Here is a 12,806-nt window from a genome sequence, read left to right on the forward strand (position 1 = left end):
ACCCGTCGAGCCGGAGGGGTGGGGTGGAGCTCCCGGTACCGGGGTGGGTCAGCCGCTGACGCGCTTGTACGGGTCCGACGGCGCCGCGCCGGCGGCGACGATGCGGTTGCTCCAGCCGTCCAGCTGCGCGGTCAGCGCCTCGATGTCGTCGCTGATCGGGGCCAGCACCCGGGTCATCGCCTCGTCGGTGACCTGCTCGATGCGGTCGCGCTCGGCCCGGCCGGTGCCGGTCAGCTCGCCGTCGGCCAGCCAGCCGCGCTCGCGCAGGTCGGCGTCGGCGGCGTCCATGACCTCCGGGGCCCAGGCGCGGGTGCCGGCGTAGGCGCGGGGCTCCCAGCCGATCCAGTACTCGGTCACCAGGTTCATCTGCACGCCCGAGAGCCCCGCGGCGACGTTGGCCGCCTGGTGGGTGTCGCCGCGGTACTCGCGCAGGATGTTCAGCGCGTGCCACAGCTGGCCCCACGGGTCGGTCGGCCACTCCAGCGACGCCAGGCCCGCCACCAGCGGCCGGCCGGTGACGTCGGCGACGGCCACGTCGGTGGCCCGGCGCAGCTGCGCGACGGCGGTCTCGACCTCACCGGTCGGGACGTCGCCGAGCACCTCGTGCAGCGAGTCCACCGCGCCCTTCTCCCGGGCGGCCAGCACGTCCTCCCGCGAGGCGATCCCGCGGGCCTGGTCGTACAGGGAGGCGATCAGCCCGGGCTCGAACACCCCGAAGGCGGCGACGACGACCGGTGGGGTGGGCTCGCCCATCGGCGCGGTGCGGCCCCACACGTAGCCGGTGAGGAACTCCAGGCCCAGGGCCTCCATCGCGGCGTAGGCGGGCTTGCCCCAGAAGCCGATGGTGGCCAGCGGCTCGGCGGCGTCGCGCAGCGACCGGGCGGCCCCGGTGGGGATGCGCGGGGCGGGCCGGCCGGCGGAGGGCTCGGCGAGGAAGGCGGCCGACAGTTCGTCGTAGTCCACGAGGGAGTCTCCCGGGTCAGTGGCGGAGGGTGGCGGACGGGAGCTCGCCGAAGCGGTCCCGGTACTGCTGGGCGAAGCGGCTCTGGTGGAAGAAGCCCCAGCGGACGGCGACGTCGGTGACCCGCACGGTCGTGGGGTCGGCGTGCACGAGCTCGCCCCGCACCCGGTCCAGCCGGACCCGGCGCAGGTAGCTCATGGGGGACTCGCCGTACTGCTGCTGGAAGGCCGCGTGCAGGGTGCGCACGCTCATGCAGCCCACCCGGGCCAGCTGCTGCGGGGTGAGCGCCTCGTCGGCGTGCTCCTCGAGGAAGGCGACCACCGGGGCGAGCCGGCCGTGCTCGAGGGCCCGGGCGGGGGCGGCGAGGGCGTCGGAGAACTGGTGCCGACCGGCGTGCAGCAGCTGGGTCATCACGAACGCCTCGAGCTGCTCGCGGGCCAGCGGCATCTCGGCCAGCCCGCCGGGCCGGTCCAGCTCACGGGCGAGGAACTCCACCGAGTTCAGCAGCGACTGCCCGGCCGGCGCCGTGAGGTCCAGGCCGAAGTCGAAGTCGACCACGTCGGCGACCGACCGGCCGATGAGGTCGCCCAGGTGCGACTCCAGGCTGGCCCGGGGGATCTTGAGGATCAGCTGCTCGGCGTCGGGCGTCCAGCGCACCGTGTTGCGCTGCTTGGGGTTGAGCACCGCCCCGGACACCCGCGCCACGGTGCGGGTACGTGCGCCGTCGGACCGGTCGGCATCGGTGCTGCCCGCGGTGGTGAGGTTGACGTGGTAGCAGTCCTCGGTGGGCGGCATGACCAGCTCGGTCTGCGCACCGTAGGTCAGGTAGCCGAGGGTGAAGTTCCGGTCGGTGACGGCGTTGAGCTGCATCGCCACCTGGTCTTCCCGCGCGGTGAGGTCGTGCTGCAGGTAGACCCGGGTGACGGCGTCCTGCGCCTCCTCGAGGCTGCGCGTGCCGACCACGGGGAACCTCGACAGGGGCTGGCCCACGGTCACCTCCGCGCGGACGACGTCGTCTCGGATGTGGCACGGGCCACAGCTGGCGACCGCAATCTAGGTCGTGCACGACACGAACGCCAGCCGATCAGTGCGCAGGGGCGTCCGCGCAGCGCACGGGGCGGCTGCCGGGCTGCACCACGCGGCTGGCCGGGGGCCCGGACGGTCGGTCAAGCTGGGTGCATGACCGCCACCCTCGGCAACGCTGCCGGCACCAGCACCGACGACGCCGCCCTCCGCGAGGTCGAGCAGCGGGTGCTCTGGCTGGCCAGCGCGATCGTCGACCACGCCAACCGGGTGCGGCCCAACCCGACCGGGCTCAAGGTGGGCGGCCACCAGGCGTCGTCGGCCTCGATCACCACGATCATGACCGCGCTGTGGCTGGAGACCCTGGGCCCGGAGGACCGGGTGTCGGTCAAGCCGCACGCCTCGCCGGTGCTGCACGCGCTGGAGTACCTGCTCGGCCAGCTGCCGGCGTCGGCGCTGACCACGCTGCGGGAGTTCGGCGGCCTGCAGTCCTACCCCTCGCGCCTGAAGGACCCGGTGCCGGCGGACTACTCCACCGGCTCGGTCGGCATCGGGGCCACCGCGCCGATCTGGGGCGCGATCGCCCGCCGCTACGTCAACACCCAGTTCGGCACCGGGGGTGCCGGCCGGCAGTGGTCGCTGGTGGGGGACGCCGAGCTCGACGAGGGCGCGGTGTGGGAGGCCGTGGTCGACCCGATGGTGGCCGAGCTGGGCGAGGTCTGCTGGGTCGTCGACCTCAACCGGCAGTCCCTGGACCGGGTGGTGCCGACCTTCGGGGCGACCCGGCTGCAGGGCATGTTCGCCGCGGCCGGCTGGCAGGTGCTCACCGTGAAGTACGGCGCGCTGCTGGAGGAGCTCTACACCCGCGAGGGCGGCCCCGAGCTGCGCGACCGGATCGACGAGATGACCAACCCCGAGTACCAGCGGATGCTGCGCCGCTCGGCCGCCGAGCTGCGCGAGCACCTGCCCGGGGACGGCGCCGGGGCGGCCGCGATCGCCGGCCTGATCGCCGGGGTGGGCGACGAGGACCTGGTCGCCGCGGTGCGCAACCTCGGCGGGCACGACCTGGCGGCGCTGCGGACGGCGTTCGCCCAGATCGACGACACCCGCCCCACCGTCGTGCTGGCGTACACGCTCAAGGGCTACCGCCTGGCCATCGAGGGCCACCCGCAGAACCACTCCGCGCTGCTGACCGAGGCCCAGCTGCACGAGCTGGCCGACCGCGTGGGCGTGGACCCGGCCGACCCCTGGACCCGCTTCGACCCCGCCTCCGGCCCCGGCCGGCTGCTCGCCGCGGCCGCCGACCGGCTGCGCCGCACCCCGCACCAGGGCGCGCCGGCTCCCTCGGTCCCGGGCGACCTGGGCCGGACGCCGAACGGCACCGGCACCACGCAGGCCGCGCTGGGCCGCACGCTGCTCGACCTCAACCGGGCCGCGCCCGAGGCCGGGGCGCGGGTCGTCACGGTCAGCCCCGACGTCTCCAGCTCCACCAACCTGGGCGGCTGGGTCAACAAGGTCGGCGTCTGGGCGGCCGAGGACCGGCGCGACTGGTTCTCCGACGACCCCGAGACGATCCTGCACTGGCGGGAGCGGCCCAGCGGCCAGCACGTGGAGCTCGGCATCGCCGAGGTCAACCTGGTCGGGCTGATGGGCGAGCTGGGCGCGACGTGGAGCCGCTGGGAGCAGCCGCTGCTGCCGATCGGCGTCATGTACGACCCGTTCGTCTCCCGGGCGCTGGAGCCGTGGAGCTTCGGGGTCTACGCCGGGGGCCAGTCGATCCTGGTCGGCACGCCGTCGGGGGTGACGCTGGCCGCCGAGGGCGGGGCGCACCAGTCGATCACCACGCCCTCCATCGGCCTGGAGCAGCCCGGCGTCGTCACCTACGAGCCGGCGTTCGCGCTGGACACCGAGTGGTGCCTGCTCGCCTCGCTGGGCCGGCTGGGCAAGCCCGGTGGCACCAGCGCCTACCTGCGGCTGTCGACCCGGCCGGTCGACCAGAGCCTGGCCGCGGTCCCCGAGGACCCGGCCGCCCGCGAGCGCCGCCGTCGTCAGGTGGTCGCCGGGGCCTACGCGCTGCGCCGGGTGCCGCAGCCCGCGGTCACCGTGGTCACGATGGGTGCGCTCGTCCCCGAGGGGATCCAGGCCGCCGACCGGCTCACCGGGCTGGGCTTCCCCGCCGACGTCGTGGTCGTCACCTCACCCGGGCTGCTCTTCCGCGCGCTGCAGGCCCGCCGCGGCCAGGACGACGCCCCCACCGCGGTGCTGGACCAGGCCTTCCCCGCCGACCGGGCCGCCCCGATGGTCACCGTGCTCGACGGCCACCCGCACACCCTGGCCTTCCTGGCCGGCATCCACCGGGTGCCCGCCGCGCACCTGGGCGTGACCCGGTTCGGCCAGTCCGGCGACCTGGCCAGCGTGTACCGCCACCACGGCATCGACACCGACTCGGTGGTCGCCGCCGCCCTCGACCTCCTCGACTGAGGCCCCGCGCGCCCAGCGTCGACCAGGGAGGTTGATCGGGGTCCGTCCTCCTGCGCGAGATCTGGTGCAGGAGGACGGACGTCGATCAGGGAGGTTGATCCACGCTGCGGCCGAGGGAGGTCAGTGGCGCAGGCCGTTCTTCTTCATGATCGGCATGACCTCGGCGCCGAACTCCTCGAGCTCCTTGGCGTAGTCGTGGAAGCCGAAGATGGCCCCGCCCATGCCCGCCTCGGACAGCTCGTGGAACTGCTCGGCGACCTGCTCCGGCGTGCCGACCAGGTTGGGTCCGCCCCAGCCGGCGATGAAGCGTTCCTGGAACTGCTTGATCTGGCTGCCGAAGCTCTGCGACTGGATGCCGAGGACGTCCATGATGATGTTGGCGCCCGGCCAGTCGCCGGCGTCGATGATCGCCTGCTGCGCAGCCTTGGCCTCCTTCTCGGTCTCCCGGCAGATGACCAGGCAGTAGGTCCAGACGTCGATGTCGCGCTCGTACTCGTCGTTGGCCATCTGCTTGATGCCCTTGATGTAGGCCGGGGCCTCCTCGGTGGGCAGCGCGATGAGGTTGATGTCGACGTTCTTGGCGGAGAAGCGCTGGCCGGCGGGTGAGGCGCCGGCGTTCAGCAGCGCCGGGCGGGGCGCCTGCACGGGCTTGGGGAAGGCCTTGGCGCCGTGGGAGGTGAAGTACGTCCCGTCGACGTCGAAGGTGCCCTCCTCGTTCCACAGCTTCATGGCGAAGTCCAGCCACTCCTGGCCGAACGCGTACCGCTCGTCGTGCTCGAGCTGCTTCTTGCCGAACAGCTCCATCTCGGGCGTGAACCAGCCCATCACCACGTTCATCCCGAACCGGCCGTCGGAGATGTGGTCGATGGTGGCGGCCATCTTGGCGCCGACGATCGGGTGGATGGTCGGCAGGTGGGTGGTGGTGAAGATGCCGATGTTCTCCGTCGCCTGCGCCAGGCCCGCGGCCCAGGTGTAGGTCTCGAAGCAGACGCCGTTGAAGTCGGTGTTGCCGCCGAAACCGGTCCAGCGGCCGACCGGGACCATCGCCTCCATGCCCAGCCGGTCCGCCGTCCGGGCGATCTGGAGCTGCTGGTCCCAGGTGACCCGGAAGTCGGTGGGCGCGTCGCTCATGATCACGCCACCGGAGCAGTTGGACGAGAAGACGCCCAGCTTCAGCTTCTGGTCGTTGAAGACCGGGTTGTCGGTGACCGGCTTGTACTGGCCGAGCAATCCGTCGGCCTGGTGCATGGGCAGCGTCATCGATGTCCTCCGCATCCGCGCGGCCGCTCCTCGGCCGCCGCGACCCGATGGTGTCGACGGTCACACCCGCTGCACCATCCGTTGCGCGCGACCCGGTGGCCGTCGCGCGCAGGGTTCAGACCAGGAAGCGGTAGGCGGTCGTGCCCGGGGCCAGGTGCTGGATGCGCAGCGGGCCGGCGGCGATGCGGGCCAGCAGCGGGGTCAGCCCGGCCGCGGCGCCCAGCTCGATGCCGACCAGCGCGGCGCCGGTCTCCCGGTTGTCCCGCTTCTGGTACTCGAACAGCACGATGTCGTCGTCCGGCCCGAGCACCTCGTCCAGGAACCGGCGCAGCGCGCCCGGCTCCTGCGGGAACTCGACCAGGAAGTAGTGCTTGAGCCCGCGGTGCACCAGCGAGCGCTCGACCACCTCGGCGTACCGGCTGACGTCGTTGTTCCCGCCGGACAGCAGCGCCAGCACCGTCTGCCCGGGCTCCACGACGACCGCGCCGGAGGCGAGCGCGGCGGTGGCCAGGGCGCCGGCGGGCTCGGCGATGACGCCGTCCACCTGGTAGAGCTCGAGCATCTCGGTGCAGACCGCGCCCTCGGGGACGGCGACCAGCTCGACCCCGGCGTCCCGGACCAACGGGAAGGTGACCTCGCCGGCCCGGCGCACGGCGGCACCGTCGACGAAGGTGTCGATCTCGGCCAGCGTCACCGGCTCCCCGGCGGTGAGCGCGGCGGCCATCCCGGCGGCGCCGGCGGGCTCCACGCCGACCACCCGGGTGGCGGGGGAGTGCTCCCGCAGCCAGGTCGCGCAGCCGGCCAGCAGGCCGCCGCCGCCGACCGGCAGGACGACGACGTCGGGCGCCACCGGCAGCTGGGCCAGGAGCTCGACGGCCACGGTGGCCTGCCCGGCGACCGTGGACAGGGCGTCGAACGCGGGGACGACGACGGCGCCCGACGCGGCGGCGAGCTCCGCGGCGACCCGGGCCGAGTCGTCGTAGGTGTCGCCCTCGACCCGCAGCGTGATCGCGTCCCCGCCGAGGGCGGCGATCCGCTGCCGCTTCTGCTTGGGCGTGGTCCCGGGGACGACGACGGTGCCGCGGACGCCGAGGGAGGCGCAGGCGTACGCGAAGCCCTGGGCGTGGTTGCCGGCGCTGGCGGTGACCACGGTGGTGCCCGGGTCGAGCTGGGCGATGGTGTTGTAGGCGCCGCGCACCTTGTACGAGCGGCCGACCTGCAGGTCCTCGCGCTTGGTCCAGACCTCCGCGCCGGTCAGCTGCGACAGGCGGGCCAGCCGCTGCACCGGGGTCGGCAGCGCGACGCCGTCGAGCCGGGTGACGGCGTCGGTGACCAGGTCGGTGAAGTCCACGGGGGGACATGCTCCCCCACGTGCCTCAAGCGGAGGCGGCCCAGGCGGGGGCGGGGCCGACCCCCAGGCGCCACCGTGCCGCCTCCTCGCTGGGGCTGTGCGACCCCAGGGCCAGGTTCAGCGCGCGCAGCTGGGCCTCCGTCACCAGCAGCTGGGCCCGGTCGCGCGGGCTGCGCGAGCCCCGGCCGGGCACCCGGGCCAGCGGGGCGATGGTCGGGCTGACCAGTCGCGCGGCGCCGGCGGAGAACCCGGCGTAGACGACCTTCTCCGGCGGCGACAGCCCGGGCGGGCCCTGCAGGAAGGCCAGCAGGTCGTCGGGCACCGGCTCCAGCACCGGCGCGTAGGCGCGGATCGCCTCGCCCAGCTCCGCGCGGGTGTGCGGCAGGTCGGTGGCGCCCAACCGCTCGGCCGAGCGCGCCCAGTCGTGCACGTAGTCGTCGTGCCAGCGGCGGCCGTAGCGGGCCATCGACCGGCCGACGGCGTCCTGCGCGGCGAGGAAGGCGTCGGTGAAGGCCAGGTGCACCCAGCGCAGCAGGTCCGGGTCGCCGGCGGAGTAGGCGCGGCCGTCGGGCAGCGTGCCCTTCACCCGGCGGTGCATGCCGCGCACCCGGGCGGACTCCCGCTCGGCGAGCTCGGCCGACCCGAAGGTGGTCACCACCAGCCAGCGGGCGGTGCCGGCCAGCCGCTTCCAGGGGTCCTCGCGGTAGGCCGAGTGCCGCTGCACCCCGGCCAGCGCGAGCGGGTGCGCGCCCTGGCCCAGCAGGGCCGCGACCCCGCCGACCAGCGTGGACAGGTCGCCGTGCACCCGCCAGACCACGCCGTCCGGGTCGTACCAGCCCGCGCCGGACCCCACGGTGGCGATCTCCCGCACCCAGTCCGGCGCACCGGTGGGGTCGCCGGACACCCGCCCGCGGAAGGCGGCCCGGGCCGCGTCGAAGGGGTTCACCACCGGACCATCGTGCGGGTTCAGCCGAGCAGCAGCAGGACGGCGGCGGCCGTCGCGGCGGCGGTGCGCAGCGTGTTCCACCGCGTCCACGCCCGCAGGTAGCGGGGCCAGGTGCCCGGGTCCCGCTCCAGGGCGTCGTTGAGCGGCACGTTCGCCGCGACGGTCACGCCGACGGTGCCCACCAGGTACAGCCCGGCCGCGACCCGGTCCAGCACGCCCGGGCCGGCCACGAGCACCGCGACGCAGGCGGCCGCGGTCCCGAACAGCAGCAGCATGAGCGGCGGGCGGACGGCGGCCACGTTCACCGCCCGCATCGCGCCGGCGCCCTCCGGTGCCCGGGCGAGGCCGGTCATGACGAACCCGCTGAAGGCGAAGAACACCCCGCCGACCAGCGCGCACCCGACCGCGGTCAGCGTGCCCAGCAGCTCCACGCCCGCACCGTAGCGGGGTCAGAGGTCGTGCCAGGGGCCCTTCTCGGCGTTCCGGTCGGGCACCGAGGCGAACACGTTGCCCTCGGTGGCGGGCACGGAGTCCCGGGCCATGCCGAACACCTTGAGCAGCGGGCCGACCAGCGCGTCGTACACCGGGGGAGCCAGCCGGAACCCGGCGATGACCAGCGGGTTGGCGAAGCCGGACTGCCGCAGCCGGCGGTGCGACCCGGCGACGTCGAGCACCGCGCGGGCCACCCGGCGCGGGGAGTAGACCGGCGGCGGCGGGTGGCCGGTGTTCCCGAGCACGGTCGCGGCCTGGTAGTAGATCGGGGTGTTGACCCCGCCGGGGGCGACTGCGCCGATGCGGATGCCGGGCACGTCCCGGGTCTCCTGCTGCAGGGTGCGGATCAGCCCCAGCTGGCCCCACTTGGCGGTGCAGTAGGCGCCCATCGTGGGGGCGGTGACCGACGCGAGCAGCGAGCTGACCACGACCAGGTCGCCCCGGCCGCGGCGGCGGAACGACGCCAGCACGGGCCGGGCCAGGTTCGCCGTCCCCTTGATCGCGGTGTCCACGACCTGGTCGAACACGTCGGCCGGCAGGTCCTCGATGTCCCCGTAGGCCATCACGGTGGCCGAGTGCACGACCAGGTCGAGCGGGCCGGCCCGGCGGACGGCGTCGGCGACGGCCTCCCGGTCGACGACGTCGCACGGCTCGACGACGACGTCGGCGGCGCCGGCGGACCGGCACTCCGCGGCGGTGGCCTCCAGGGCGGGGCGGCCGCGGGCCAGCAGCACCAGCGAGGCACCCTCGGCGGCCAGGAGCAGAGCGGTGGCCCGGCCGATGCCGCTGGAGGCGCCGGTGATCAGGGCCGTGCGGGGAGAGGTCACCCCTCGCCCCTGCCCGGCCGCTACCGTGCCCACACCCGAATCACCGGAGGCGCGCGTGTTCACCAAGGTCCTGGTCGCCAACCGCGGGGAGATCGCCGTCCGGGCGTTCCGCGCCGCGTACGAGCTGGGCGCGGGCACCGTCGCGGTGTTCCCGCACGAGGACCGGAACTCGGTGCACCGGCTCAAGGCCGACGAGTCCTACGAGATCGGCGAGCCCGGGCACCCGGTCCGGGCCTACCTCGACGTGCAGGCCGTGGTCTCCGCCGCCCGGCGGGCCGGCGCCGACGCCGTCTACCCCGGCTACGGGTTCCTGTCGGAGAACCCCGACCTGGCCGCGGCCTGCGCCGCGGCCGGCATCACCTTCGTCGGCCCCAGCGCCGAGGTGCTGGAGCTGACCGGGAACAAGGCCCGCGCGATCGCCGCCGCGCAGGACGCCGGCCTGCCGGTCCTGGGCTCCACCGACCCCAGCGACGACGTCGACACCCTGCTGGCCGCGGCCGAGGGCATGGACCTCCCGGTGTTCGTCAAGGCCGTCGCCGGTGGTGGCGGGCGCGGCATGCGCCGGGTGGCGGAGCGGTCCGCGCTGCAGGGCGCCATCGAGGCGGCCATGCGCGAGGCCGAGTCGGCCTTCGGTGACGCGACGGTGTTCATCGAGCAGGCGGTGGTGAACCCCCGGCACATCGAGGTGCAGATCCTCGCCGACACCACCGGCGAGGTCATCCACCTGTTCGAGCGCGACTGCTCGGTGCAGCGCCGGCACCAGAAGGTCATCGAGCTGGCGCCCGCGCCCAACCTGGACCCCGAGCTGCGGGAACGGATCTGCGCCGACGCGGTCGCCTTCGCCCGGGCCATCGGCTACTCCTGCGCCGGCACCGTCGAGTTCCTGCTCGACGAGTCCGGCCGGCACGTGTTCATCGAGATGAACCCGCGCATCCAGGTGGAGCACACGGTCACCGAGGAGGTCACCGACGTCGACCTGGTGCAGGCCCAGCTGCGCATCGCGTCGGGGGAGACCCTCGCCGACCTCGGTCTGTCGCAGGACACGGTGCAGCTGCGGGGCGCGGCGCTGCAGTGCCGGATCACCACCGAGGACCCCGCCAACGGCTTCCGCCCCGACACCGGCCGGATCACCGCCTACCGCTCCCCGGGCGGCGCCGGCGTCCGGCTGGACGGCGGCTCCTCGATGGGTGCCGAGGTGGGCGCGCACTTCGACTCCATGCTGGTCAAGCTGACCTGCCGGGGGCGGGACTTCGGCGTCGCGGTGGCCCGGGCCCGCCGGGCGGTGGCGGAGTTCCGGATCCGCGGCGTGGCCACCAACATCCCGTTCCTGCAGGCGGTGCTCGACGACCCCGACTTCCGCGCCGGCCGGGTGACGACGTCCTTCATCGAGGAGCGGCCCGAGCTGCTCACCGCCCGGCAGTCCGCCGACCGCGGCACCCGGCTGCTGGCCTACCTGGCCGACGTGACCGTCAACGCCCCGCACGGCGAGCGGCCGCACCTGGTCGACCCCACCGCCAAGCTGCCCGCCGTCGACCTCGCCGCGCAGCCCCCGGCCGGGTCGCGGCAGCGGCTGCGCGACCTGGGCCCGGTCGGGTTCGCCCGCGCCCTGCGGGAGCAGACCGCGCTGGCGGTCACCGACACCACCTTCCGCGACGCCCACCAGTCACTGCTGGCCACCCGGGTGCGCACCAAGGACCTGCTCGCCGTCGCCCCGCACGTCGCCCGCACCACCCCGCAGCTGCTCAGCCTGGAGTGCTGGGGCGGGGCCACCTACGACGTCGCGCTGCGCTTCCTGCACGAGGACCCGTGGGAGCGGCTGGCCGCGCTGCGCGAGGCGGTGCCCAACGTGGCGCTGCAGATGCTGCTGCGCGGCCGCAACACGGTGGGCTACACGCCCTACCCGACCAAGGTGACGACGGCGTTCGTGGACGAGGCCGCCCGCACCGGCATCGACGTGTTCCGGGTGTTCGACGCGCTCAACGACGTCGCCCAGATGCGCCCGGCGATCGAGGCGGTCCGGGAGACCGGGACGGCGCTGGCCGAGGTGGCGCTCTGCTACACCGGCGACCTGTCCGACCCCGCCGAGCCGCTCTACACGCTGGACTACTACCTGCGGCTGGCCGAGCAGATCGTCGAGGCCGGCGCGCACGTGCTGGCCATCAAGGACATGGCCGGGCTGCTGCGCCCGCCGGCCGCGGCCACCCTGGTCGGCGCGCTGCGGGAGCGGTTCGACCTGCCGGTGCACCTGCACACCCACGACACCGCCGGCGGCCAGCTGGCCACGCTGATGGCGGCCTGGCAGGCGGGGGTGGACGCCGTCGACGGCGCGGTCGCCTCGATGGCGGGGACGACGTCGCAGCCACCGCTCAGCGCGATCGTCGCGGCCACCGACCACACCGGGCGGGCCACCGGCCTGGACCTGGCGGCGGTCAACGACCTGGAGCCCTACTGGGAGGCCGTGCGGCGGGTGTACGCCCCGTTCGAGTCCGGGCTGCCCAGCCCGACCGGGCGGGTCTACACCCACGAGATCCCCGGCGGGCAGCTGTCCAACCTGCGCCAGCAGGCCATCGCGCTGGGCCTCGGGCAGCGGTTCGAGGAGGTCGAGGACGCCTACGCCGCCGCCGACCGGCTGCTCGGCCACCTGGTGAAGGTCACGCCGTCGTCCAAGGTGGTCGGCGACCTCGCGCTGCAGCTGGTCGGCGCCGGGGTCGACGTCGCGGCGTTCGCCGAGGACCCGGGGAAGTACGACCTGCCCGACTCCGTCGTCGGCTTCCTGCGCGGCGAGCTGGGCGACCCGCCGGGCGGCTGGCCCGAGCCGTTCCGCACCCGCGCGCTGGAGGGCCGCCGGGCCGCCGAGCCCGGCGCCGAGCTGTCCGACGCCGACCTGGCCGGGCTGCGCGACACCCCCCGGCCGACGCTGAACCGGCTGCTGTTCCCCGCGCCCACGCGGGAGTTCGAGGCGCACCGGGAGGCCTACGGCGACACCGCGGTGCTGCCCAGCAAGGAGTTCCTGTACGGCCTGCGGCGGGGCACCGAGCACGCCGTCGACCTGGAGCCCGGGGTGCGGCTGCTGATCGGGGTCGAGGCGGTCAGCGAGCCCGACGAACGCGGCATGCGCACCGTCATGTGCACCCTCAACGGCCAGCTGCGGCCGGTGAGCGTGCGCGACCGGTCGGTGGACTCGGCGGTGAAGGCCGCGGAGAAGGCCGACCGGGGCGACCCGGGCCAGGTGCCCGCCCCGTTCGCCGGCGTGGTGACGCTGCAGGTGGCCGAGGGCGACCGGGTCGCCGCGGGGGACGTTCTGGCCACGATCGAGGCGATGAAGATGGAGGCCGGCATCACCGCACCGCGGGCCGGCACCGTCTCCCGCGTCGCGATCGGGCAGGTGCAGCAGGTCGAGGGCGGTGACCTGCTGGTCGTGCTGGGCTGACCCGCCCGGTCGATACGGTCGCTTCTGTTCCGTTG

General features: G+C 74.6%; 9 protein-coding genes. 2 read left to right on the top strand and 7 right to left on the bottom strand.

The features are described from left to right. Positions 1-48: 48 nt before the first annotated feature. On the bottom strand, positions 49-963 hold the full coding sequence (locus BLT39_RS05250; RefSeq protein ID WP_091060022.1) for an SCO6745 family protein: 915 nt from the start codon (positions 961-963) through the stop codon (positions 49-51). A gap of 16 nt (positions 964-979) precedes the next feature. After that, entirely contained in the window at positions 980-1,951 is a 972-nt protein-coding gene (locus BLT39_RS05255) for an AraC family transcriptional regulator (protein ID WP_207507633.1), read from the bottom strand. A 189-nt stretch (positions 1,952-2,140) separates the two neighbouring features. On the opposite strand from BLT39_RS05255, the gene BLT39_RS05260 reads away from it, so the two are divergent. Further along, complete coding sequence (locus BLT39_RS05260) at positions 2,141-4,465, top strand: transketolase-like TK C-terminal-containing protein (protein WP_091060029.1); 2,325 nt, start codon at positions 2,141-2,143, stop codon at positions 4,463-4,465. A 120-nt stretch (positions 4,466-4,585) separates the two neighbouring features. Here the strand turns inward: BLT39_RS05260 and BLT39_RS05265 are convergent, their stop codons facing one another. The 5 genes from BLT39_RS05265 to BLT39_RS05285 form a co-directional block, all read right to left on the bottom strand. After that, the gene (locus BLT39_RS05265) at positions 4,586-5,725 is read right to left on the bottom strand and encodes an LLM class flavin-dependent oxidoreductase (RefSeq protein WP_091060034.1); all 1,140 of its coding nucleotides are present in this window, start codon (positions 5,723-5,725) and stop codon (positions 4,586-4,588) included. A 115-nt stretch (positions 5,726-5,840) separates the two neighbouring features. Beyond that, positions 5,841-7,076, bottom strand: a complete 1,236-nt coding sequence (gene ilvA, locus BLT39_RS05270; protein WP_091060038.1) for a threonine ammonia-lyase IlvA — start codon at positions 7,074-7,076, stop codon at positions 5,841-5,843. 25 nt (positions 7,077-7,101) lie between these two features. Then, positions 7,102-8,025 (bottom strand): oxygenase MpaB family protein, encoded by a 924-nt coding sequence (locus BLT39_RS05275; protein WP_091060041.1) that lies wholly within the window; start codon positions 8,023-8,025, stop codon positions 7,102-7,104. Between the two features lie 17 nt (positions 8,026-8,042). After that, positions 8,043-8,453, bottom strand: a complete 411-nt coding sequence (locus BLT39_RS05280; protein WP_207507635.1) for an anthrone oxygenase family protein — start codon at positions 8,451-8,453, stop codon at positions 8,043-8,045. 18 nt (positions 8,454-8,471) lie between these two features. Continuing rightward, a complete protein-coding gene (locus tag BLT39_RS05285) occupies positions 8,472-9,341 on the bottom strand; it encodes an SDR family NAD(P)-dependent oxidoreductase (RefSeq protein WP_091060044.1) in 870 nt (289 codons plus the stop codon). Positions 9,342-9,396: 55 nt separating this feature from the next. Here BLT39_RS05285 and BLT39_RS05290 point away from each other — a divergent pair, with 55 nt between their 5' ends. Further along, positions 9,397-12,771, top strand: a complete 3,375-nt coding sequence (locus BLT39_RS05290) for a pyruvate carboxylase (RefSeq protein ID WP_091060048.1) — start codon at positions 9,397-9,399, stop codon at positions 12,769-12,771. Positions 12,772-12,806 lie beyond the last annotated feature (35 nt).

It is taken from the genome of Klenkia brasiliensis (genome assembly GCF_900100695.1).
Lineage (GTDB): Bacteria > Actinomycetota > Actinomycetes > Mycobacteriales > Geodermatophilaceae > Klenkia > Klenkia brasiliensis.